This is a genomic window from Streptomyces sp. ISL-98, assembly GCF_018614055.1.
GTDB lineage: Bacteria > Actinomycetota > Actinomycetes > Streptomycetales > Streptomycetaceae > Streptomyces > Streptomyces spiramyceticus.
Genome location: NZ_JAGGPB010000028.1, coordinates 115,390 through 139,495, shown reverse-complemented (window position 1 = coordinate 139,495; position 24,106 = coordinate 115,390). Strand labels below are relative to the sequence as shown.

The window sequence follows — 24,106 nt, the reverse complement described above, 5'->3', positions numbered from 1 at the left end:
GCGTTGATACCGGGTAGTAACTTCTGCTGGTGATCTTTTACGGGGGCGGGTGGGCGGCGGCAAGACGCAGTGGCCGCTCCGGGTGGCGGCCGGTGAATTCACCTATCAGGGTGACCGGGGGTCGGCCAGGGGCGGCGTGGGGCGTCGCGCGCCCCCTTCAGGTGGACGTCGCGCGGGGTGGGGACCACCACCCCGATAGGGGACTCCGTACGTATCCTTGAGTCCGTCTTCCGACTACGAAAGCGGCTTGCGATGCGCGTCTACGTACCCCTGACCCTTCCTGGTCTCGCTGAGGCGCACAAAGCGGGCGAGCTCGGCCCCGGCCCGCTGACCGCATACGCCGTTACGCCCGGTCTGCGCGAGTGGTACGTCTCGGACGACATAGAGGAGCTGGAGTACGCGGCACTCAACCGGGCCGCGGCCGCGTCGCTGCGGCTGCTGGCCGGGGACCCCGGGGCCGCGCGGCGCCGGGTCGTCGTCGCCGTCGACGTGGCGGACGGGCAGGCGGTCGCCGACCCGGACCGCGGACTCGATGCCGCCGGGATCGGCGAGGTGCGGATCGCGGACGCCGTACTGCTGAAGAAGGCGGCGGCGGTGCACGTCGACGCGGACGACGCGGAGGCCGATGTGACGGCGGCGGCCGCGGCGCTGGGGGCGGCGGACCACGGGGACGACGACGCGCAGTTCACGGTGGACGGGGCGGAGGACCACGAGCTGCTGTGGTTCGGCGTGCAGGAGATCCCGAACCTGATCGGCTGATGGCCTGAGCAGGCTGTGCGGGCTGAGCGGACTGGGTTGTCAGAGCGGATGGGTACCGTCTTTGCATGGTGAAGCACACGACGACGCATCTGGTCTGGGACTGGAACGGCACGCTGCTCGACGACATCAGTGCGGTCATCGGCGCGACGAACGCCGCGTTCGCGGAGATCGGCCTTGAGCCGATTACGCTCGCGCGCTACCAGGAGCTGTACTGCGTACCCATACCGCGCTTCTACGAGCGGCTCATGGGGCGGCTGCCGACGGATGCGGAGTGGGTCGTCATGGACGAGGCCTTCCACCGGCACTACACGGAGCGGCGGGTGGCGTGCGGGCTCACCCAGGGCGTGGAGGACCTGCTGCTGGAGTGGCAGTCCGGGGGCCGCAGTCAGTCGTTGCTGAGCATGTACGGGCATGAGCAGCTGCTCCCGGTGGTACGGGGCTACGGAATCGAGCGGCATTTCATACGCATCGACGGCCGGACCGGCCCTTCGGGCGGCAGCAAGGCCGCGCACATGACCCGCCACGTCGCGGCGCTGGGCGGCGTCGCCTCGGATCGGGTGGTCGTGATCGGTGACGCGGTCGACGACGCGGTGGCGGCGGCGCATGTCGGAGCGCGGGCGGTGCTTTATACGGGGGGTTCGCACAGCAGAGCCAGCCTGGAGCAGGCGGGGGTACCGGTGGTGGACACGCTGGAGGAAGCGGTGGTGGTGGCCGAGTGGCTTACGGGGTGAGGTGAATGGGGTGAGAGGGCTGTCCACAGGGGCGTTCACTGGCTGCTGACCGGCGCGGGTGCTGTGCGCGGGGTCGGGGCGCGGCGGGCATTTGCCTCACCCCGCCCCTTCCCGTAACTGGGGGCAAGTCCCCAGACCCCCCAGACCTGAGCCGCCCGCGCCTCAGCCCGGGCGGCCCATACATCCCTGCTTCCCAAGCCCCCTCAGGTCACCGGTGCCTTCGTTCGTAGCACCTTGAGGAATTCGCGCATCCAGGCCGGATGGTCCGGCCAGGCTCGGGCTGATACCAGGGTGCCGTCGACCACTGCCTCCGCGTCGTGGAAGGTCGCCCCGGCGGCCTGCATGTCGAGTTCCAGGGCCGGGTACGCCGTGACCCGCCGGCCCACCAGGCCGTCGATGGCTGCCGTCAGCAGCGGTCCGTGGCAGATCTGGGCCACCGGTTTGTCCGAGTCGAAGAAGGCCTTGAGGATCTTGCGGAGCTCCCCGTCGTTGCGCAGGTACTCGGGGGCGCGTCCGCCGGGGATCACCAGGGCGGCGTACTCGCCCGCGTCGACTTCCGAGAAGGCGACGTCGGCGGGCAAGGTGTAGCCGGGCTTTTCGGTGTACGTGTCGAAGCCGGGCTCGAAGTCGTGGACTACGAACTGGAGCGTCTTGCGGGTGGGGGCCGCGATATGGACCTCGTACCCCTCCTCGCGCAGACGTTGGTACGGGTAAAGGACCTCCAGCGACTCTGCCGCGTCGCCGGTCACGATCAGGATCTTCGCCACCATGGCTACTCGCTCCTCTCGGCCTTTGCTGTCCCGGTCAACGTGCATCCGCATCGCAGGTTTGCCAAGCACGCGCGGCCGGATTTGGCGGACGGTTTCGGTGGGCGCCGGGCCGTTGCGGAGCGGCTGCCTCGCCGGTTCTCACGCTTGCCGCGCTCGTCGCTGTCCAGACTGTCAAACTTCGAGGCTGGTTTTGTACACCATCCGGACATGACGGCCCCCCGGTACGGGGCGATAGCCTGGGTCCCGTGATCAGCGCGATAGGCCTCGGGGGCAGTGAAGCCCCCGCCATGCGCCCGGAGCACTACCGTGCCCGGGCGGTCGCTGGTCCCCGAAACCCTGACCTGGTGCCAAAAATAGCCAATATGGCCAAAAACGTCACGGGTATCTCTCATCGCGGCATAACGTCAACATCGACCGGATACCCCGCGTCGTGGCGTTGTGTCACCTTCTTCACCTACGTCACGCAACGGCGCGCGACAGGAGCCAGAGGACATGCAGACCAAGCTGGACGAAGCCAAGGCCGAGCTGCTCGCACGGGCGGCCCGGGTAGCTGAGCACAGCCCGGCCGGGGGGCAACCTTCGACTGGGTCCACGAGGGCAGGGGCTCCCGACAGGGACACGACCCTCGCGTACCTCCAGCGCTACTACCTGCACACGGCACCCGAAGACCTGGCCGACCGCGACCCGGTCGACGTGTTCGGCGCGGCCCTCTCGCACTACCGGCTGGCGGAAAACCGCCCCCAGGGCACGGCCAATGTGCGCGTCCACACGCCGACGGTCGAGGAGAACGGCTGGACCTGCAGCCACTCCGTCGTCGAGGTCGTCACGGACGACATGCCGTTCCTGGTCGACTCCGTCACCAATGAACTGTCCCGCCAGGGCCGCGGCATCCATGCCGTGATCCACCCGCAGGTCGTCGTACGCCGCGATGTCACCGGCAAGCTGATCGAGGTCCTCACCGCCGAAAATGCGGGCTCGGCGGCCGGCACGAAGAAGCTGCCGCACGACGCGGTCATCGAATCCTGGATCCACGTCGAGTTCGACCGCGAGACCGACCGCTCCGACCTCAAGCAGATCACCGCCGATCTGCTCCGCGTCCTGTCCGACGTCCGCGAGGCCGTCGAGGACTGGGAGAAGATGCGCGACGCCGCGCTGCGCATCGCCGACGAGCTGCCGAGCGAGCCCGCTGCCGACGACCTGCGCGACCAGGAGGTCGACGAGGCCCGCGAGCTGCTGCGCTGGCTGTCCGCCGACCACTTCACCTTCCTCGGCTACCGCGAGTACGACCTCGTCAACGGCGACGCGCTCGCCGCAGTCCCCGGCACCGGCCTCGGCATCCTCCGCTCCGACCCGCACCACAGCGGCGACGACGCGCACGCCCACCCCGTATCGCCGTCCTTCAGCCGGCTGCCCGCCGACGCCCGCGCCAAGGCCCGCGAGCACAAGCTGCTCGTACTGACGAAGGCCAACAGCCGCTCGACCGTGCACCGGCCGAGCTACCTCGACTACGTCGGCGTGAAGAGGTTCGACGCCGAGGGCAATGTCATCGGCGAGCGGCGCTTCCTGGGACTGTTCTCCTCGGCCGCGTACACCGAGTCCGTACGCCGCGTCCCCGTCATCCGCCGCAAGGTCGCCGAGGTCCTCGACAAAGCGGGCTTCTCGCCCAACAGCCACGACGGCCGCGACCTGCTCCAGATCCTGGAGACGTACCCGCGCGACGAGCTCTTCCAGACGCCCGTCGACCAGCTGACGTCCATCGTGACGAGCGTGCTCTACCTCCAGGAACGGCGCCGCCTGCGGCTGTACCTGCGACAGGACGAGTACGGCCGCTACTACTCCGCCATCGTCTACCTGCCCCGCGACCGCTACACCACCGGCGTCCGGCTGCGCCTGATCGACATCCTCAAGGAGGAGCTCGGCGGCATCAGCGTCGACTTCACCGCCTGGAACACCGAGTCGATCCTCTCCCGCCTGCACTTCGTCGTCCGCGTCCCGCCCGGCACCGAGCTGCCCCACCTCACCGACGCCGACACCGAGCGCATCGAGGCCCGCCTGGTCGAGGCCGCCCGCTCCTGGGCCGACGGTTTCGCCGAGGCGCTGAACGCCGAGTGCGGCGAGGAGCGTGCCGCCGAGCTGCTGCGCAGGTACGGTCACGCCTTCCCCGAGGGCTACAAGGCCGACCACTCGCCGCGTGCCGCCGTCGCCGACCTGGTCCACCTGGAGCACCTGACGAAGGGCCGCAAGGACTTCGCGCTCTCGCTGTACGAGCCGGTCGGCGCCGCACCCAACGAGCGCCGCTTCAAGATCTACCGGATCGGCGAGCAGGTCTCCCTCTCCGCCGTCCTGCCCGTCCTCCAGCGCCTCGGCGTCGAGGTCGTCGACGAGCGCCCGTACGAGCTGCGCTGCGCGGACCGTACACACGCGTGGATCTACGACTTCGGGCTGCGCATGCCCAAGCCGACCAGCAACGGCGGCTACCTGGCGGACGACGCGCGTGACCGTTTCCAGGACGCCTTCGTCGCCGTGTGGACCGGGCAGGCCGAGAACGACGGCTTCAACGCCCTGGTCCTGAGCGCCGGTCTGGACTGGCGGCAGGCGATGGTGCTGCGCGCGTACGCCAAGTACCTGCGCCAGGCCGGTTCGACCTTCAGCCAGGACTACATGGAGGACACCCTCCGCAACAACGTCCACACCACCCGGCTGCTGGTGAGCCTCTTCGAGGCACGGATGTCGCCGGAGCGGCAGCGGGCCGGCACCGAGCTGACCGACGGGCTCCTGGAGGAGCTCGACGGGGCGCTCGACCAGGTCGCCTCGCTCGACGAGGACCGCATCCTGCGGTCCTTCCTGACCGTCATCAAGGCGACGCTGCGCACCAGCTTCTTCCAGACGGCGGAGAACGGCGAGCCGCACGGCTACGTCTCGATGAAGTTCGACCCGCAGGCCATCCCCGACCTCCCCGCGCCCCGCCCGGCGTACGAGATCTGGGTCTACTCGCCGCGCGTCGAAGGCGTCCACCTGCGCTTCGGCAAGGTCGCCCGCGGTGGTCTGCGCTGGTCCGACCGTCGTGAGGACTTCCGTACCGAGGTGCTCGGCCTGGTCAAGGCGCAGATGGTGAAGAACACCGTCATCGTGCCGGTCGGTGCCAAGGGCGGCTTCGTCGCGAAGAACCTCCCGGATCCGTCCGTCGACCGTGACGCGTGGATGGCCGAGGGCATCGCCTCGTACAAGACCTTCATCTCGGCGCTGCTCGACATCACCGACAACATGGTGGCGGGCGAGGTCGTGCCGCCGAGGGAGGTCGTACGGCACGACGGCGACGACACGTACCTCGTCGTCGCCGCCGACAAGGGCACCGCGACCTTCTCCGACATCGCCAACGAGATCGCGATCGCCTACAACTTCTGGCTCGGCGACGCCTTCGCGTCCGGCGGCTCGGTCGGCTACGACCACAAGGGCATGGGCATCACGGCCCGCGGCGCGTGGGAATCCGTCAAGCGGCACTTCCGCGAGCTCGGCCACGACACCCAGACCGAGGACTTCACGGTCGTCGGCGTCGGCGACATGTCCGGCGACGTCTTCGGCAACGGCATGCTGCTCTCCGAGAACATCCGCCTCGTCGCCGCCTTCGACCACCGGCACATCTTCATCGACCCGACGCCGGACGCTGCCGTCTCGTACGCCGAGCGGCGCCGTCTCTTCGACCTGCCGCGCTCGTCCTGGGCCGACTACGACAAGACGCTGCTGTCCGCCGGCGGCGGCATCCACCCGCGTACCGCCAAGTCGATCCCGGTCAACGCGCACATGCGCGAGGCTCTCGGCATCGAGCGGGGCATCACCAAGATGACCCCGGCCGATCTGATGAAGACGATCCTCAAGGCGCCGGTCGATCTGCTGTGGAACGGCGGCATCGGTACGTACGTCAAGTCGACGGTCGAGTCGAACGCCGACGTCGGCGACAAGGCGAACGACGCGATCCGCGTCAACGGCGAGGACCTGCGGGTCAAGGTCGTCGGCGAGGGCGGCAACCTGGGCGCGACCCAGCTCGGCCGCATCGAGTTCGCGCGCCGCGGCGCCGGCGGTGAAGGCGGCCGGATCAACACCGACGCCATCGACAACAGCGCCGGTGTGGACACCTCCGACCACGAGGTGAACATCAAGATCCTGCTCAACGCGCTCGTGGCCGACGGAGACATGACCGTCAAGCAGCGCAACAAGCTGCTCGCCACGATGACCGACGAGGTCGGCATGCTGGTGCTGCGCAACAACTACGCGCAGAACGTGGCCCTGGCCAACGCCGTCACCCAGTCGCCCTCGCTGCTCCACGCCCACCAGCGCTTCATGCGCAAGCTGGAGCGCGACGGGCACCTGGACCGCGCTCTCGAATTCCTGCCCACCGACCGGCAGATCCGCGAGCTGCTGAACACCGGCCGGGGCATGAGCCAGCCCGAGCTCGCCGTCCTGCTCGCCTACACCAAGATCACGGTGGCGGACGAGCTGATCAAGACGAGCCTGCCGGACGACCCGCACCTGCGGAGCCTGCTGCACGCGTACTTCCCCCAGGCGCTGCGCGAGAAGTTCGGCGAGCAGATCGACGCGCACGCGCTGCGTCGTGAGATCGTCACGACGGTGCTGGTCAACGACACCGTGAACACCGGTGGTTCGACCTTCCTGCACCGTCTGCGGGAGGAGACCGGGGCGTCGATCGAGGAGATCGTACGGGCGCAGTTCGCGGCCCGCGAGATCTTCGGACTCAGCCAGGTCTGGGACGCCGTCGAGGCGCTCGACAACAAGGTCCCGGCCGACGTCCAGACCCGGATCCGGCTGCACTCGCGCCGCCTCGTCGAGCGCGGCACGCGCTGGCTGCTGGGCAACCGGCCGCAGCCGCTGGAGCTCGGCGAGACCATCGCCTTCTTCGGCCAGGGTGTGGCGCGGGTCTGGGACGAGCTGCCGAAGCTGGTGCGCGGCGCGGACCTGGAGTGGTACCAGAGCATCCTGGACGAGCTGACGGAGGCGGGTGTTCCGGAGGACCTCGCGCTGCGGGTGGCCGGGTTCTCGTCGGCCTTCCCGGCGCTCGACATCGTCGCGATCGCGGAGCGCACAGACAAGGCTCCGATGGATGTCGCCGAGGTGTACTACGACCTCGCCGACCGCCTCTCCATCACCCAGCTGATGGACCGGATCATCGAGCTGCCGCGGGCCGACCGCTGGCAGTCCATGGCCCGTGCCTCCATCCGCGAGGACCTGTACGCGGCACACGCCGGTCTGACGCAGGACGTGCTGTCCGTCGGCAACGGGGCCTCGACGCCGGAGCAGCGCTTCAAGGCGTGGGAGGGGAAGAACGCGGCGATCCTGAGCCGCGCGCGGACCACGCTGGAGGAGATCCAGGGCTCGGACGCGTTCGACCTGGCGAACCTGTCGGTGGCGATGCGGACGATGCGGACGATGCTGCGTACGCGCGTCTGATCCTCAGCGGTACGTAGAGGAACGGTACGTAGAAGGGGGCGCCCGGCACCGGGTTTCGGTGCCGGGCGCCCCTGTTTTACGCCCTTGCTCACGCGCCGGTGTTCACGCGCCGGGTTTACGCTCCGGAAGCCGTCCAGAGCCTGCGGCAGGCCAGCAGGGCCGCGCCGAGCAGCAGACCGTTGCGTACGACCATGATCGCGCAGCCCAGCGGTGTGCCCATGACGACATCCCCGTACAGCACCGGATAGGCGAGCGCGCTGACGGCGGCCGCGGGCAGCAGCAGTGCCGCGACCGGGCGCTGGGTGGTGGCGCGCGAGGTGAGGCAGACGGCGGCCAGCCCCAGCAGCCAGATCAGGTACTGGGGACTGATCACCCGGCTGGTCACGGTGAACAGGAGTACGGCGGTCAGCGCGGCGTCGAAGGGGGTCGCGGCCGTCCAGCGGCGGGCCCTGACCCGCCACAGCAGCAGCCAGCACAAGGCCGCGGCGGTGAAGAACAGCGATGCGTGGACGAGCGCCGGGACATACGGGCCGGTGAACTCCATGGAGCCGTACCGGTATTCGACCCTGCCGGACCAGCCCGCCCGGCGCGCGAGCGAGAGCACGGTCCCGGCCATCGACTCGATCTGCACACCCCTGCCGACCTGCTGCCGCAGGAAGTCCAGGGTGTGCGAGAAGGCGAGGGTGAGCACGGCGAGCAGCACCGCCGCACTGGCGGCGGCGGCCGCCCATGCCTCCCTGGTCGTACGACCCCGGGGAGCGCCGAGCAGCGTGAGCACCGGCCACACCTTCACCATCGCACCGAGCCCGGCGAGCGCACCGCCGAGGCTCGGGCGGCGGTGGAGCGCCAGGAGGGCCAGTACGGCGATGGCGGTGGCCTGGACGTCGTACCGGACGAGCGGGAGGTGGAGGAGCAGTGGCAGCGCGCACACCCACATCCACGCGCCGGCCGCGCTGCGCCCGTGGCCTGCGGCGCCGGCCCGTGCGAGTGCCCGGGCGACGAGTGCGTCGGCGGCGAGGGTGAGGGCGACGAACGCCTGGAAGTAGGTCAGCCAGGGGAGGGCGGCGGGCATGAGGATCACCAGTCCGGCGCCGGGCGGGTACTGCCACATGACGTCGTCGAACGGGAAGGCGCCCCGGGTGAGCTGCTCGTACCAGCCGTAGTAGATCTGGTACACCTCGCCGCCGATGTCCGGCGCGTCGAAGAGAGCGCCGGAGGGCAGCACGAGCAGGGCGAACATGCCAAGGCGGGTGGTGAGCCAGACGACGCCGAGGGCGCGCGCGCCTGGGACGGTGTTCGAGGTGCGGGCCGCGATCTGCTGCGTCGTCATCAACGCGAACTTTAATCAGCTATGTCATGACTACGGCGTTCATTTCGCTCTGCAGCGGCGCGGCCCAGGGAGCCGGGGTGCGGTCCTCCAGCGGGACGACGGGCGGCAGTCCGGGGGTTTCGTTCAGGAACACATGGCGCACTACGCGCTCGGCCGCCCGGCCGTCGTCGTACGCGCAGAAGCGCGCCCGGAACGCGGCCCGCAACTGGGCGGAGCGGGAGCCGCGCCAGTGGCCGCCGGCGAAGATGCCGATCAGCTCGTCCTCGGTACGGGCGATCGCGCCCGGCGGGAATTCGCGCAGGTCGAAGTAGGTGCCGCGGGCCGCGTCGTAGGCGTCCCAGTCGTCGGTGTGGATGACGATCGGGCGGTCGAGGACGGCGTAGTCGAACATCAGGGACGAGTAGTCGGTGATGAGCGCGTCGGCGGCGAGGCAGAGGGTCTCGACCGAGTGGTGGTCGGAGACGTCGATGATCCGGGACGTGCGGGCGGAACTCGGGCGGGACAGTGGGGCGTTGTAGGAGTGGTGGGCACGGGTCAGGATGACGAAACGGGGGCCGAGTTCGCGGGAGATCCGTTCGAGATCGAGCGAGAGGCGCTGGGTGCGGCTGTAGTCGCGGTGGGTCGGTGCGTACAGGACGCAGGTGCTGCCCTTGGGGACGGAGAGCGTCTCGCGCAGGCGCGCGACATCGGTGGCGGTGGCGCGCTGGAACACGTCGTTGCGCGGATGGCCGTATTCGAGCGTGTTGTAGCCCGAGGGGTACGCCCGCTCCCAGACCTTGGAGGAGTGGCGGTTGGCGGAGAGGCAGTAGTCCCACTTGTCGACGTCGTCGAGGAGGCGGGCGAAGTCCGTGGAGCGGGCGGCCGCCGGGTGGTCCTGGAGGTCGAGGCCCATCGACTTGAGCGGGGTGCCGTGCTGGGTCTGGAGCAGGACCTGACCGGGGCGCTTGGTCAGGCGCGGGTCGAAGCCGGTGTTGTCCACCAGGTACTTGGCGCGGGCGAGCGCCGTCCGATGGGCGAACGTGCCGGGCCTGAGGCGGCGGGTGCCGGTGGGGACGGTGTGGTGGTGCTGGAGGTCGGCGATCCAGAAGGTCCGGATGTGCGGGGCGAGTTCGCGCACCTGCTCCTCGATCGCGGCCGGATTGCAGGCGTAACCGCCGTGCCCGTACGCGGAGAAGACCGCCTGCCCCGGGCGCAACGGCAGGCGCAGCTGGACACGGTAGTGGAGACGCAGGGCGGCGGCGCGTACGACGCGGCGGACGGCACGGGACCCGCGCCGCAGCGTGGAATACAGGCGGCTGGCGGTCCGTAGCGTGAGGTACGTGCGGTGGCTGCCGAGCCGCACCATCGCGTGCCGCAGGCGTGCGCCGGGGCGCGGGGCGGCGCCGGGGGTCCGGTAGCGGCGGTAGTGGGCGCGCGCCCGGCGGAAGAACTCCGCGTGGCTGCCCGCCGGGAGCCGGAGCCGAGGGGTGTCCGGGGCAGTGAGGTGGTCGGCCATCCGCCGGAAGATCACCGGGCGCCAGCGAGCCAGTTCGGGGCGGGAGTCGATGAAGCCGAAGACCCGGTCGTACTGGCCGAAGATGTCGAAGTGCCCCCGGCCGGTCGGGGCGGGAGCACTGCCCCGGCGCCGCTGCCGGTGGTGCACACAGACCTCGTCGAGTACGGCGATCGAGGCGGCGGCCATCAGCGCCGGGTAGGTCCAGGGTGTGCTCTCGTGGCGACCGGGCGGGAAGGCGAGGCCCTCGCTCTCCACAAATTCGCGGTGGTACGCCTTGTTCCAGGCCACCGGAAGGATCTCCAGCAGGCCCGGCATGGCGTCGAGTTCGAAGGAGGCGGGGCCCTGCTCGGTGAGCCGGTCGGCGAGTTCATTGCGCACGGCCTCGCCCGACCAGTGCGTACGGGCGAAGTCGTACACCAGGACGTCCGGGCAGCCCGTCTCCTTGAGGCGGTCGGCGATGGCCTGGAGAGCGCCGGGGACAAGGGTGTCGTCGCCGTCGAGGAAGATCAGGTAGTCGCCGGTCGCCTTCGTGACGCCCGCGTTGCGCGCGGGCCCCGGACCGGTGTTTTCCCCCAGGTGTACGGGGAGGACCCGCCGGTCGCGCGCTGCGAACTCGTCGATGATCGCGCCGCAGTCGTCGGGCGAGCAGTCGTCCACCGCGATCAGTTCGAGGTCGTCGTAACGCTGTGCCAGCACCGAATCCATGCACTCTTCGAGGTAAGCCTGCACCTTGTACGCGGGCACGATGACGCTGAACCGGGGCACGGGACTCCCTGGAGTCGACGCGGGCAGATGGCCCCGGAACGGCCGACCGAGCGGGTTGGTTACGCCAGACGTGGCATACGGGGGAACTCGAAGCACGCGGCGGCGGTCCGGCTACGGGGGCGCCGGACCGCCGCTCGGTGCTGGTTGCTCTGCTTCTGCTCTACTTCACCGCGCCCGCCATCACGCCGGACACGAACTGCCGCTGGAACGCGAAGAACACGATGAGCGGGATCACCATCGAGATGAAGGCGCCGGGCGCCAGGATGTCGATGTTGTTGCCGAACTGCCGTACCTGCCGCTGAAGAGCCACCGTGATCGGCGGATTGGCCGAGTCGGCGAAAATCAGCGCGACCAGCATGTCGTTCCAGACCCAGAGGAACTGGAAGATGCCGAGCGAGGCGATGGCCGGGCCGCCGAGTGGCATTACGACACGCGTGAACAGCCGGATCTCGCCCGCCCCGTCGAGCCGCGCCGCTTCCAGGAGCTCCCTGGGGATCTCCGCGAAGAAGTTGCGCAGCAGGAAGATCGCGAAGGGCAGGCCGAAGGCGACATGGAAGAGCACCACGCCCGCGGTGGTCTCGAAAATGCCGATCTTGCCGAAGAGTTCGGACACCGGGACCAGGGCGACCTGCACCGGGACGACCAGCAGGCCGACGACGACCAGGAACCACCAGTCGCGGCCCGGGAAGTCCATCCAGGCGAAGGCGTATCCGGCGAGTGAGCCGATCACCACGACCAGGACGGTCGCCGGGACGGTGATCATGATCGTGCTGAACAGGGAGTCGATGATGATGTTGTTGTCGAGGAGGCTGGAGTAGTTGTCGACGGTGAGCTGGGAGGGGGCCGAGAAGACCTCCCACCAGCCCGACTCGGCGATGTCGGTGGAATCGCGCAGCGAGGAGACCAGCAGCCCGATCGTCGGCATCAGCCAGAACAGCGCGACCACGATGAGAAAGACCCGCACCGCGCCGCCGCCCGCGCGCGCAGCGATCCGCGCCGGGAGGGACTGCTTGGCCTTGACCGCTTCTGCGCCCGTGGTGGTCGGAGTGGTCGTGGTGGTCACCGTCGGGCCTCCCGTCGCATCCGCCGGATATTGAAGAGCATCACCGGGACGACGAGCAGCAGCAGGAGTACGGCGATCGCGCTGCCGATGCCCGGGTCGGCGTCCGTACCGAACGACGAGCGGTAGAGCTGGAGCGCCAGCACATTCGCGTCGTCCTGAGATGAACCCGGGGCGATGATGAACACCAGGTCGAAGATCTTCAGCACATTGATCATCAGCGTGACCAGTACCACCGCCAGTACGGGCGCGAGCAGCGGCACGGTGACGCGGCGGAAGACCTGCCATTCGTTGGCGCCGTCGACCCGGGCCGCCTCCAGCAGCTCGCGCGGCAGGCCCGCGAGCCCCGCCGCGATCAGCACCATCGCGAAGCCCGCCCACATCCAGACGTAACTCCCGATGATGGCCGGTGTCACCAGGCTCGGGCCGAGCCAGTCGACACCGTTGTACGGCTCCTTGAAGTTCGACGCGGGGAAGCGGAGCTGGGCGCCGTCGGCCTCCGCGGAGAGCGTGAACGTACCGTCGGCGCCGGCCTTGGCCGAATCGACGACCTTGCCGTCCTTGACCGCCTCGATCTTGATGCCCTTGAGGCCCAGCTCTGTGGAGTCGATGGTGTTGGGCTTGCCGCCGCCGCCCTTCGTGAAGTCAAGCCAGGCGGTGCCGGTGACTTTGTCCGCCTCGGTGGGGGCGGGCGCCGCCTTCTTCGCGTCGCCCGGCATCTTCGCGGGCGGGACGCCGACCAGCGGCAGCAGCACCGGCTCGCCCGCCGAGACCGTCAACTTGGTGACGAAGGACCCGCCGCCGCCCGCCTTCAGCGGATGAATCGGCAGGGGGCGTGCCTTGGTGAAACCGGCCGCTTCGGAGAAGGTGTCATGGACGCTCACCGCAACGGCGTTCGCGACCCCGCGCTCGGGATCCTGCTCGTACACCAGGCGGAAGATGATGCCCGCCGCGAGCATCGAGATCGCCATCGGCATGAAGACCAGCAGCTTGAAGGCCGTACCCCAGCGGATGCGTTCGGTGAGTACGGCGAATATCAGGCCGAGTGCGGTCGAGACGGTGGGGGCGACGACCACCCAGATCGCGTTGTTCTTGACGGCCGTAAGGATGGTGTCGTCGGTGAAGATCTCGACGAAGTTGTCGAGTCCGGCGAAGCTGTCGCCCGACTTGTCGAAGAAGCTCCGGTAGACCGAGTACCCGATCGGGTAGACCACGAGCGCGCCGAGCAGCACCAGCGCGGGCAGCAGGAAGCCGACCGCTATGGATTTACGTGTGCCTGTCACGCTCTTGCGTGTACCGCTGGCGTCGGGGGGCGGCGGCACCTTCGCCCCGCCCCCCGCGGTCGCTGACGTCATCGCGTCAACCCGTCAGCTCTTGTACGCCTTGGCCGCGTCGGACTCCAGCTGCTGCTGGGTCCCCGCGATGTCCTTCGGGTTCTTCAGGAAGTCCTGGAGCGCCTTCCACTCGCCCTTGCCGGGCGTGCCGCCGAACGACTGCGGTGCCTGGTCCGACATGTCGAAGCGGAAGTCGTCGCCCGCCGCGATCAGCGCCTTCGCGATGTCGCGCTGCACGTCATTGGGGTACGCCGCCACGTCCATCGACTTGTTCGGCGATACGAACCCGCCTTCCGCGGCCCAGATCTTCGCGGCGTCGGTGGAGGCCAGGAAGGTCAGCAGCGCCTTGGCACCCTTCGAGTCCTTGAGCGCCACGGCCGCGTCGCCGCCCGTCACCACGGGGGGCTCGTCGCCCACCGCCGGGAACGGGAACACCTTGGCGTCCGTACCGATCTTCGCCTTGGTTTGCGCGATGTTGACCGAGACGAAGTCGCCCTCGAAGACCATTGCGGCCTTCGGCTCGTCGGCGAACGTCTGGGTGACGGACGCGGGGAACTCGGTCTGGAGCGCGCCTTCCTGGCCGCCCGCGATGAGCTCCTTCTTGCCGAACAGCTCGGCCAGCGTGGTCAGCGCGTCCTTCACGGACGGGTCCGTCCACTTGATCTTGTGCTGGGCCAGCTGGTCGTACTTCTCCGGACCGGCCTGGGAGAGATAGATGTTCTCGAACCAGTCGGTGAGGGTCCAGCCGTCCGCTCCGCCGACCGAGACGGGAGTGACACCGGAGGCGGAAATCGTCTCGGCCGTGGTCAGGAAGTCCTTCCAGGTCTTCGGCTCCTCGGCGCCCGCGTCCTCGAAGACCTGGGCGTTGTACCAGATCAGGGACTTGTTGGCGGCCTTGAAGTACACGCCGTACTGCTTGCCGTCGACGGCGCCGATGTCCTTCCAGCCCTGCGAGTAGTTCTTGTCGAGTTGGCCTTGGGTGGCGGCGTCGACCGGCTTGGCCCACTTGCGCTCCACGGCCTGCTGGAGCGCGCCGACCTGCGGCAGCATCGCGACGTCGGGCGGCGATCCGCCTGCGATCTTCGTACCGAGGAAGTTCACGATCGGGTCCTGCGCCGGGACGAAGGTGACCTTGGCTCCCGTGCGCTTCTCGAACTCGTCGAGGACCTTGGTGAAGTTCTCCTGCTCGGGGCCCGTCCAGACCGCGGCGACCTGGACCTCCTCGCCGTTCAGCCTGGGGAGCTTGACGGAAGCCGCCGGCTTCGTCGCGTTCGCCCCGTTGTTCTCCGGCGTTTTGTCGCCGTCGCCACCGCAGGCGGTGAGAGCGAGCGTGCTCGCGGCGATCATCGCCAAGGCGGCCCTTCGGGCCTTTCGGCTGCTGTAAGCCCTGAGCGGCTTGTGAGCCCTGTGCGTGCGAAGAGTTGTGCGCATCACTGCCCCGTCTCTCCCGTGCGCGTACGGACCGGCGCAGCCCTCGGACGAAGGTGGCGCCGGTGCCGGTTTCGCTGTCCCGTGCGTCAGGTCTACGCCCGGCGGTCGGGGGCCCGCAATAGTGCCATCACTGTCAACTGGGTGATCGTGATGGGCCCGTGACGTCCAGTCAGGCTTCGGAGGAAGGTGTGACAGGGGTGCCGAGAGGCGGCAACGGTGACGCGTTGACCGTACGGGCCGCCCGGTCCAGGGCGCTGGCCAGCAGAGCCAGGTCCGTCGGCCCGTTGCCCAGTTCGCGCACCGGGCGCCGGGTCGGCGGATCGCCCATCCGCTCCCACTCCAGGGGCACGACGGTGGGCCGCAGAGTCGCCGTACGGGGAATGCGTCCGGTGACCCGGCCGCCCTGGAACGGCGTCGCGGAACCGTCCGCGTGCCGCAGCCTGCCGCGTCCCGCCGCAGGCTCGTCGGGTATGGGGGCGGACGGCGGGGCGTCCAGCGTCACGCGCAGCCGCGTCCCACGGGCCAGCTCGGTGTCCGCCGTACGGTCCGGCCTCGCGGATGTGGCCACCAGATGCACTCCGAGCCGCTCGCCGTCCCTGGCCACCGCTTCCAGGGCCCGTACGACCGAACCCGCCGTGGGCCTGCCCGTACTGCCGAGGGCGGGCGCGACCAGCGCGTCGAGGTCGTCGACGAGGACGACGAGGCGCGGGAGCGGGGACGGGCCGGTGTCCGGGCGGGCCTGCTGGGCCCGGGCCGTGGTGGTCCGCAGGCGCAGCGTGCCGCTGGGGGCCGGGTCGAGGTCGCCGCGCTGCTCGGCGGCGCTGGGCGGGCGCTGGTTGATCAGCCGGCCGGAGATCTCGCGGTTCGTGTGCCATTCGGCGAAGCCGAGGCTGCCGAGCAGCTCGTGGCGCCGCTTCAGCTCGGCGCCCAGTGCCTGGGCGAACTCCCGCATCCGGACGGGGTCGGACGCCACCAGGTGGGTCGATACGTGCGGCAGTTCGGTGCAGGCGCGCAGGCCGTCGCCGCGTCCGCCGCCCGCGCCGTCGACGAGGACGAGACCGATCCGATCCGGGCGGGCGGCGGCGGCCAGCGACGCGGCGACGGAACGCAGCAGCTCCGTGCGGCCGCTGCCCGCCGGGCCCTCGATCAGCAGATGCGGCCCCTCGGCGGTCAGGTCGACGCACAGCGGTCCGCGCGGGCCCGCTCCGAGCACCGCCCACGCGCGCGTGGCTCCCGGCGCCTGACCGTCGTCGGCCGCGGCCGCCCAGCGTGCCATCAGGGACGCCGGGGTGGCCCTGGCCAGGCCCAGCTCGTCCAGCAGCCGGGCGGAGGCGGGCAGCGCGGCGGCGCGGCCGGGACGTCCGGACGGCGGTCCGTCCGCACGCAGCGGGGCCAGCGCCCGCCCGAAACGCTCCGCCCAGGCGGCGGACACCGCGTCCACCGCGCCCAGCGTGCCGTGCCCCGCGGGCTGTCCGCCCGCCGTACGCAACAGCCGCAACGCGGTGGCCACATCGCCGCTGAGCAGCGCGGCGGCCCCGCACTCGCGGAACGGCGCCGACACCGCGCAGGCGGCTTCGTACGTCTCGGCGACCGGGGACAGAGGGGAGGCGGCGGGCGTCTCGGCCAGGCAGACGAGGTGGATACCGGACGCAGCGCCGGTCGCGGCGAGCCGGGCGGTGGCGTCGCGCAGAGCGGTGGAGCCGGGGTCGCCGTCGACGATCACGACGGTGTACGGCCCTTCGGCGCCGCTCCCCTGCGGTTCCTCGTCGGTGCGGCGCACCAGCTCGGCGACGCGGGCGGCGGCCTGGTCCTTGTCGTACGCGAGGAGCAGCCGGCAGTCCTGGCCGTGGGCGGGCCGCAGATGCGGCAGCCAGCCGAGCCAGGCCCACTCGGCGGTGCGCTCTTCGACGGCCCTGGACCTGTCCGTACTGATCAGCACGATTTCGAGGTCTGTGGGGGAGTGCAGGGCGGCGAGCTGCGCCACGGCGGACCGGGCGAGCCCGGCCAGCCGTGCGCGGGGCCCGGCGAGCCCCAGCGAGCCCACTTCCCGCAGCCCCACGGTCACCGGAACGGCGGGCAGCGGGCGCCCGCCGTCGGGCGCGGCCCGGTCGGCGGTGCCCAGCCGGAGCACGAGCGCCTCGGGGTGCCCGGGGGCGCGCTCCCACAGCCGGGGGCCGGGGCCGAGCGCGGTGAGCAGGATCGAGGCCGGGTCGGGCCAGGCCTCGGGCAGGGCGGCGGTGGTCGAGGTGGCCGACGGCACGGTGTCGACGCCGTGGGCGGGCGGCATCCCGACCGGAGTGGCTTCGGCCGGTGCGTACTCGTCCACGGTCTCCGTCCGCCCCCCGGCAAGCCGCCGGGCCCAGGCCCCTATGCCGCCCCGCCGGCGGGGCGCCTCGGAGTACATCTCGCGACCGCGCCCGGCGGCGGGCGCGTCCCCGGGGTGCGCACCGGCCGTGGCGGTGCCGTCGCTGCCGTAGGCGGCGTGTGCGTGCGTGACATCACTCCCGGCAGGGACGGGCCCGCTGTGGGCGCTGCCTTGGTCCGGACGATTCGGGCTGTTGCCGGGGCCGTAGGCGCCGTCGCCGAAGCCGGCGCTGCCCTGCGGGCCGATGGGCCGGGGCCCGGCCTGGCCGATGTGGGCGCCGGACGCGGAGTGGGCGCCGGTCTGGTGCGATGCCGTCTGTTCGTGGCTGTACGGGGCGCTTGCGGCGCCGGGGTGGCCACCGGGGCCGTACGCGTCACTCGGGGGCGATGCGGGAGAGGTCCCCGCCTGCTCGCCGTAGGTGCCGCCCGCAGCGGGCGTCGCACGGGCCTGGCCGCCGTGTGGGTAGGGGCCGGATCGGTCGCCTGCTGCCGCGCTCTGCGAAGCCGAGGAGGGGGCGGCCCCCGCGGGCGGGCGGCCGGAGACACGGCGCCCACCGGGCGTCGAGGAACCCCGCACGGAGCCTGTCCCCGGCGCGGGCACGTCGGCGCCGCCGTGGGGCGGGCCGTACGCCGAAGGAGCGGCCGGAGCCGGGGCAAGGACGCCGCCGTCGACGTACGCCGCACCCTGGTGGCCCGAACCCGCCACCGAGCCCTGCGGGGGTGTGCCGGTGCCTGTGCCGGGCGCGGGCGTGCCGTGGCCGCCGTGGGACGGGCCGTACGTCGCACCCGCCGGGCTCCCGGCGGTTGTGCCGGTGCCCGGTGCGGGCGCAGCCCCATGGGGCGGGCCGTACGGGCCGGTGCCCGCGTGGTGCGGGCCCGGGATCGGGGCCTCCGGGGTCGCGCTTCCGGTCGTCTCGTCCGGCGTGCGGGTTACGCGGAGGTGGCCCTCGCCGTCCGGCGTCACCGGGAGCGTTGCGGGGTGGTTTCCGGGGGCCAGGCGCAGGGCGGATTCGCCTACGCGCAGCAGCGCACCCGGGGTCAGGCGTACCGGGCGGGCGGTGACTTCCTTGCCGTCCAGGGCGGTGCCGTTCGTGGAGCCGAGGTCCTCCACCGAGACCCGGCCGTCCTCCGCCAGCGTCACCGCACAGTGCAGCCGGGACACGTCCGGGTCGTCCAGCGGCACGTCCGCGTCCGTGGAGCGGCCGATGCGGACCTGGCCGCCGTGGAGGAGGTGGACGCCTCCGGCGTCGGGGCCCGCCACCACGTGCAGCTGGGCGGGTGTGGTCTCCGTCAGGGCGGTCAGGGCCGTCGGGGCCTCGCCGTCCGGCGCGGGCGCGTGCAGCGACAGCACCGTCCCGTCGACCAGCGGCGGCTCACCCAGCGCGCAGCGCTGCGCGTCGAGCCGCTCCCGCCCCGCGTAGACCACCACCGCACCGGTCGTCTCGGGGCCCGAACCGGGACCGGACACCGCGGCGGCCAGGCCCGAGGCCACGGCGGCCAGCGCTGTTCCGGCGGGCGCGGTGACGAGGACGTCACGCACGGCGTGGGTGCTCTGGCCGCTGCGCGGCGCGAGGACGGTCAGCCGGATCTGCATCGCGTCAGCGGTCCCTTCTGCGCGAAGTGCCCGGCAGGGGAGCCGCCCTGTGATTCCCCCCACCCGGCACGGACGCGTCGTCCGGTACAGGTCGGCACGTGACGCGAAGCTCCCGACTCCACAGTCCCGTGCTGCAGGCATCCTCGCACCTGCCACTGACAACACGCCCGGCGCCCACCGCCAAGTGATCTTGATTGGTCGGCTGTGGACGTAAAAGTGCCAGGTTGGGATCGCAGGGTGACATCGCCGCCGACACGTGCGGAACGCATGTTCGGCAACCATCCATGCGATGCGTGCGTCTTCCCTCGAACACGACCCGCCTGTGCCCCGTTCAGTGGCACACGGGCGGCATTACAGTGGGTCGGAATGCGGGCCCGAGCGCCCGGGACGACGTAGAACGCCGTAGAACGCAGCAGAAACGCAATGAAACGGCGTACACCACGAGCAGCAGGGAGCGCATGACGTGCGGCCGGTAGGCAGCAAATACCTGCTCGAGGAGCCGCTCGGGCGCGGCGCCACGGGCACCGTCTGGCGAGCCCGCCAGCGTGAGACCGCAGGCGCCGAGGCGGCCGTGGCCGGCCAGCCCGGCGAGACCGTCGCGATCAAGGTCCTCAAGGAGGAGCTCGCGAACGACGCGGACGTGGTGATGCGCTTCCTGCGCGAACGCTCCGTACTCCTGCGTCTGACGCACCCCAACATCGTGCGGACCCGCGACCTGGTCGTCGAGGGCGACCTGCTCGCCCTCGTGATGGACCTGATCGACGGCCCGGACCTGCACCGCTATCTCCGTGACAACGGTCCCTTCTCGCCGGTTGCCGCCGCCCTCCTCACCGCCCAGATCGCGGACGCGCTCGCCGCCAGCCACGCCGACGGCGTGGTCCACCGCGACCTCAAGCCCGCAAACGTCCTGCTCGACGAGCGCGACGGCCAGATGCACCCGATGCTCACCGACTTCGGCATCGCACGCCTCGCGGACTCCCCGGGCCTCACTCGTACGCACGAGTTCGTCGGTACGCCGGCCTACGTCGCCCCGGAGTCCGCCGAGGGGCGCCCGCAGACCTCCGCCGTCGACATCTACGGCGCGGGCATCCTGCTGTACGAGCTGGTCACCGGACGTCCCCCGTTCGCAGGCGGTACGGCGCTGGAGGTGCTCCACCGCCACCTCAGCGAGGAGCCCCGCCGCCCCACCACCGTCCCCGAGCCGCTCTGGACGGTCATAGAGCGCTGCCTGCGCAAGGAACCGGACGAGCGGCCCAGCGCCGAGAACCTCGCCCGCGCCCTGCGCACCGTCTCGGCCGGCGTCGGCGTGCACTCGTCCGCCGCCCAGGTCGAGGCGGCCATGGGCGTCGGCGCGCTCCTCGCACCCGACCCGGCACCCGCGCCGGTCCCGGACGCCCCTGGTGCCGCCGACCCGACCCAGGTGCTGCCCAGCAACGCGGGCTCGTACGACCCGAGTGCCGCGACCAGCGTCATGCCCTCGGCCGGCGCGCACCAGGGAGGCGCCGCCGACCCGACCGCGGTCATGCCGCCCGTACCGCAGGGAGCCCCCGGCCCCGAGGACCCGCACCCCTGGCAGAGCCAGCTGCGCGCGGCCCGCGACCGCAACGAGCAGACGCAGGTCCAGTACCTCGACCCGAGCCAGGACCCGCTGCGCCGCCGCCCCCAGCGCCAGCCGCAACAGCAGCCACAGCAGGCGCAACAGCAGCAGCAGCGCCCCCCGCAGCATCAGCAGCAACAGCGTCCGCAGCCCCCGCAGCGGTACGCCCCGCCGCCCCCGCCGCAGTACCAGCAGCCCCAGGCTCCGGCCCCGCAGCAGCGGTACACGCCGCCGCAGCAGCCCGCTCAGCCGGCCCCGCGCCCGCCGCGCGAGCCCCGCGAGCCGCGCCGCCGCAGCGCCAACCGGATGCGGATCCCGGGCCTCGGCTGCCTCAAGGGATGCCTGTTCATGGTCGTCCTGCTGTTCGTGGCGTCCTGGCTGATCTGGGAGTTCTCCGGGCTCCAGGAGTTGATCGGTACGACGAAGGGCTTCTTCGCCCAGATCGGCGACGTCTACGACAAGGTCGAGAAGTTTCTGAGCGAACTCGGCGGACCCGGATCCGGAACTGCCGGCTGAGTTGATTTGTCGACTTCTGGGGGTGGATTTCGCCCCCAGAAGTCAAGGATTGGCGCCATACGGGGCACGCGACGCCCCGGCGCCCGCGTAACCTCAGGGCGATCGTCAGAGGGCGTCTCGCCGCTGAGGGAGCAGTCTTGGCACGGAAAATCGGCAGCCGGTACACCGCCCACCAGATCCTGGGACGGGGCAGTGCCGGCACGGTGTGGCTGGGTGACGGACCCGAGGGCCCCGTCGCCATCAAGCTGCTGCGTGAGGACCTCGCATCCGACCAGGAGCTCGTCGGGCGCTTCGTCCAGGAGCGCACCGCGCTGCTCGGACTGGACCACCCCCGGGTCGTCTCCGTCAGCGATCTCGTCGTCGACGGCAACGACCTCGCGCTGGTCATGGACCTCGTACGCGGCACCGACCTGCGCACCCGGCTCGACCGCGAGCGCCGCCTGGCGCCCGAGGCGGCCGTCGCGATCGCCGCCGACGTGGCCGACGGCCTCGCCGCCGCGCATGCGGCAGGCGTCGTCCACCGCGACGTGAAGCCCGAGAACATCCTCCTGGACATGGAGGGCCCCCTCGGCCCCGGCGGCGCACACCCCGCGCTGCTGACGGACTTCGGCGTGGCCAAGCTGATCGACACCCCGCGCCGCACCCGCGCGACGAAGATCATCGGTACGCCGGACTACCTCGCCCCCGAGATCGTCGAGGGCCTGCCGCCCCGCGCCGCCGTCGACATCTACGCGCTGGCCACCGTCCTGTATGAACTCCTGGCGGGCTTCACTCCCTTCGGCGGCGGCCACCCCGGCGCCGTACTGCGCCGCCACGTCACCGAGACAGTCGTCCCCCTCCCCGGCATCCCGGAAGAGCTCTGGCAGCTCATCGTCCAGTGCCTGGCGAAGGCCCCGGCGTCCCGGCTGCGCGCCTCCGAGCTCTCCGCCCGCCTCCGCGACCAGCTGCCCCTCCTCGCCGGAATGCCGCCGTTGGACGTGGACGAGCCGGACTCGGAGGCGGAGGAGGACGGATACGCAGCAAACCAAGCAAACCCGGCAGGCGCGGCGTACGGCGACCTTTCCCAGCGGTCGGCAGGACCCGACGAACCGCGCCGCCGCGGCGCCGTCCCGCTCGTGCCGGGCTCGGCCCTCGACTCCAGCCGCGACACCCATACGAGCATGCGCGTCCCGGCCCCCGACGAGCTGGCCGGCGGCGCACGGGGCACGGCCCGCGCTCCCCGTGCGGCGGGCCAGCGCCGTCCCGGTTCGGCTCGCCACAAGTCGGACACGGTCCGTAGGCGCCGCATCCTGCTCGGCGGGGCGGCGGTCGTGATCACCGCAGCCCTGGGCGTCGGCGGCTGGCTGGCCGTGACGGACGACACCCCGGAAACCGCCCCCCAGGACACGCGGCAGTCGTCCCCGGCCCAGCCGTAGCCCGCCGCAGCCCAAGCCGTAGCCGGGCTGTAGCCCGCAGGGCAAGGGCGGAGAAAGGCGCAGTACCGGCCGAGGGGGAACGCTTGGCCGCCGTGCCGTTACGCTGGACCCGTGGCAGTCGTCGATGTTTCCGAAGAGCTCAAGTCCCTCTCCTCGACCATGGGGTCGATCGAGGCCGTCCTGGACCTCGACAGCATGAGGGCCGATATTGCCGTGCTCGAGGAGCAGGCCGCGGCCCCGTCCCTGTGGGACGACCCCGAGGCGGCGCAGAAGATCACGAGCAAGCTGTCCCACCTCCAGGCCGAGCTCCGCAAGACGGAAGCCCTCCGGAGCCGGATAGACGACCTCTCTGTGCTCTTCGAGCTCGCCGAGGCCGAGGACGACGCCGACACCCTCGTGGAGGCGGAGGCCGAGCTCATCGCCGTCCGCAAGGCGCTGGACGAGATGGAAGTACGGACACTCCTGTCCGGCGAGTACGACGAGCGTGAGGCGCTGGTCAACATCCGCGCCGAGGCCGGCGGCGTCGACGCCTCCGACTTCGCCGAGCGCCTCCAGCGCATGTACCTCCGCTGGGCCGAGCGCCACGGCTACTCCACCGAGGTCTACGAGACGTCGTACGCGGAAGAGGCCGGCATCAAGTCGACCACCTTCGTCGTCAAGGCGCCGTACGCCTACGGAACGCTCTCCGTGGAGCAGGGCACGCACCGCCTGGTCCGCATCTCGCCCTTCGACAACCAGGGCCGCCGCCAGACGTCGTTCGCGGGCGTCGAGGTGCTGCCGGTCGTCGAGCAGACCGACCACATCGAGATCGACGAGTCCGAGCTGCGCGTGGACGTCTACCGCGCTTCGGGCCCCGGCGGCCAGGGCGTCAACACCACGGACTCCGCAGTCCGTCTGACGCACGTTCCGACCGGCATCGTCGTCTCCTGCCAGAACGAGCGCTCCCAGATCCAGAACAAGGCGAGCGCCATGAACGTCCTCCAGGCGAAGCTCCTTGAGCGCCGCCGCCAGGAGGAGCAGGCGCTCATGGACTCCCTCGGCAAGAGCGACGGCGGCAACTCCTGGGGCAACCAGATGCGTTCGTACGTCCTGCACCCGTACCAGATGGTCAAGGACCTGCGGACGGACTTCGAGGTCGGCAACCCGCAGGCGGTTCTCGACGGCGAGATCGACGGCTTCCTGGAAGCCGGAATTCGCTGGCGCAAGCAGCAGGAGAAGTAAACTCGCTTTGTCGACACAGTAACTGCCGCCCTTGAGGCGGCAGTTGCCTTTTGTGTCACAGTCGCATTCCCGTACGACGGTCAACTGACGTCATTTTGGGACATCGCGTACGCAACGACCTTGACGTTCCCTTTAAAACTGGGAAAGCTGACGCGCGGCATGCGTATCCCTGGGGCGCGTGTGATCGGGGGGAGTTTTCAAACCCCCAGCGGCTGCCGCCCCTTGCGCTGCTCCACTGACGAATTCAGCTACTGGGGGTAG

The 24,106-nt window shown here is 70.9% G+C and carries 13 protein-coding genes; 6 read left to right on the top strand and 7 right to left on the bottom strand.

Annotated elements, in window-relative coordinates:
• Nucleotides 1-252 precede the first annotated feature (252 nt).
• Nucleotides 253-759: a hypothetical protein gene (locus J7I98_RS20430; protein WP_214922273.1), complete on the top strand. Its 507-nt coding sequence runs from the start codon at nt 253-255 to the stop codon at nt 757-759.
• A gap of 65 nt (nt 760-824) precedes the next feature.
• Nucleotides 825-1,490, top strand: a complete 666-nt coding sequence (locus J7I98_RS20425; protein WP_214922271.1) for an HAD family hydrolase — start codon at nt 825-827, stop codon at nt 1,488-1,490.
• Between the two features lie 203 nt (nt 1,491-1,693).
• On the opposite strand, the gene J7I98_RS20420 is transcribed toward J7I98_RS20425, so the two are convergent.
• Complete coding sequence (locus J7I98_RS20420; RefSeq protein ID WP_214922268.1) at nt 1,694-2,260, bottom strand: DJ-1/PfpI family protein; 567 nt, start codon at nt 2,258-2,260, stop codon at nt 1,694-1,696.
• 492 nt (nt 2,261-2,752) lie between these two features.
• On the opposite strand from J7I98_RS20420, the gene J7I98_RS20415 reads away from it, so the two are divergent.
• Nucleotides 2,753-7,723, top strand: coding sequence for an NAD-glutamate dehydrogenase (locus J7I98_RS20415; RefSeq protein ID WP_214922266.1), 4,971 nt, complete (start codon nt 2,753-2,755; stop codon nt 7,721-7,723).
• A 115-nt stretch (nt 7,724-7,838) separates the two neighbouring features.
• Here the strand turns inward: J7I98_RS20415 and J7I98_RS20410 are convergent, their stop codons facing one another.
• The 6 genes from J7I98_RS20410 to J7I98_RS20385 all read right to left on the bottom strand — a co-directional run bounded on the left by J7I98_RS20410 (nt 7,839) and on the right by J7I98_RS20385 (nt 19,096).
• The gene (locus J7I98_RS20410; RefSeq protein WP_214922264.1) at nt 7,839-9,053 is read right to left on the bottom strand and encodes a glycosyltransferase 87 family protein; all 1,215 of its coding nucleotides are present in this window, start codon (nt 9,051-9,053) and stop codon (nt 7,839-7,841) included.
• 19 nt (nt 9,054-9,072) lie between these two features.
• On the bottom strand, nt 9,073-11,313 hold the full coding sequence (locus J7I98_RS20405) for a bifunctional glycosyltransferase family 2 protein/CDP-glycerol:glycerophosphate glycerophosphotransferase (protein ID WP_214922262.1): 2,241 nt from the start codon (nt 11,311-11,313) through the stop codon (nt 9,073-9,075).
• Nucleotides 11,314-11,473: 160 nt separating this feature from the next.
• Entirely contained in the window at nt 11,474-12,376 is a 903-nt protein-coding gene (locus J7I98_RS20400; protein WP_214922260.1) for a carbohydrate ABC transporter permease, read from the bottom strand.
• Entirely contained in the window at nt 12,373-13,728 is a 1,356-nt protein-coding gene (locus J7I98_RS20395; RefSeq protein ID WP_214922259.1) for a carbohydrate ABC transporter permease, read from the bottom strand. The genes J7I98_RS20400 and J7I98_RS20395 overlap by 4 nt, the downstream gene beginning before the upstream one ends.
• A 12-nt stretch (nt 13,729-13,740) precedes the next feature.
• Entirely contained in the window at nt 13,741-15,054 is a 1,314-nt protein-coding gene (locus J7I98_RS20390) for an ABC transporter substrate-binding protein (RefSeq protein WP_251020895.1), read from the bottom strand.
• Nucleotides 15,055-15,307: 253 nt separating this feature from the next.
• Nucleotides 15,308-19,096 (bottom strand): FtsK/SpoIIIE domain-containing protein, encoded by a 3,789-nt coding sequence (locus tag J7I98_RS20385; protein WP_214922254.1) that lies wholly within the window; start codon nt 19,094-19,096, stop codon nt 15,308-15,310.
• A 463-nt stretch (nt 19,097-19,559) separates the two neighbouring features.
• Between J7I98_RS20385 and J7I98_RS20380 the strand changes: the two genes are divergently transcribed.
• From J7I98_RS20380 to prfB, 3 genes are all read left to right on the top strand, one after another.
• Entirely contained in the window at nt 19,560-21,209 is a 1,650-nt protein-coding gene (locus tag J7I98_RS20380) for a serine/threonine-protein kinase (RefSeq protein ID WP_214922252.1), read from the top strand.
• 137 nt (nt 21,210-21,346) lie between these two features.
• Nucleotides 21,347-22,624 carry a serine/threonine-protein kinase gene (locus J7I98_RS20375; RefSeq protein WP_214922250.1) on the top strand — a complete coding sequence of 426 codons (1,278 nt, stop codon included), beginning with the start codon at nt 21,347-21,349 and terminating at the stop codon, nt 22,622-22,624.
• A 111-nt stretch (nt 22,625-22,735) separates the two neighbouring features.
• Nucleotides 22,736-23,845: a peptide chain release factor 2 gene (gene prfB, locus J7I98_RS20370; RefSeq protein ID WP_214922248.1), complete on the top strand. Its 1,110-nt coding sequence runs from the start codon at nt 22,736-22,738 to the stop codon at nt 23,843-23,845.
• Nucleotides 23,846-24,106 lie beyond the last annotated feature (261 nt).

Bases quoted from the DNA above. Each gene is read 5' to 3' on its own strand.
- J7I98_RS20395 (WP_214922259.1), bottom strand. From the start codon at position 13,728: ATGACGTCAGCGACCGCGGGGGGCGGGGCGAAGGTGCCGCCGCCCCCC.
- J7I98_RS20420 (WP_214922268.1), bottom strand. From the start codon at position 2,260: ATGGTGGCGAAGATCCTGATCGTGACCGGCGACGCGGCAGAGTCGCTG.
- J7I98_RS20410 (WP_214922264.1), bottom strand. From the start codon at position 9,053: ATGACGACGCAGCAGATCGCGGCCCGCACCTCGAACACCGTCCCAGGC.
- J7I98_RS20385 (WP_214922254.1), bottom strand. From the start codon at position 19,096: ATGCAGATCCGGCTGACCGTCCTCGCGCCGCGCAGCGGCCAGAGCACC.
- J7I98_RS20415 (WP_214922266.1), top strand. From the start codon at position 2,753: ATGCAGACCAAGCTGGACGAAGCCAAGGCCGAGCTGCTCGCACGGGCG.
- J7I98_RS20430 (WP_214922273.1), top strand. From the start codon at position 253: ATGCGCGTCTACGTACCCCTGACCCTTCCTGGTCTCGCTGAGGCGCAC.
- J7I98_RS20390 (WP_251020895.1), bottom strand. From the start codon at position 15,054: ATGATCGCCGCGAGCACGCTCGCTCTCACCGCCTGCGGTGGCGACGGC.
- J7I98_RS20425 (WP_214922271.1), top strand. From the start codon at position 825: ATGGTGAAGCACACGACGACGCATCTGGTCTGGGACTGGAACGGCACG.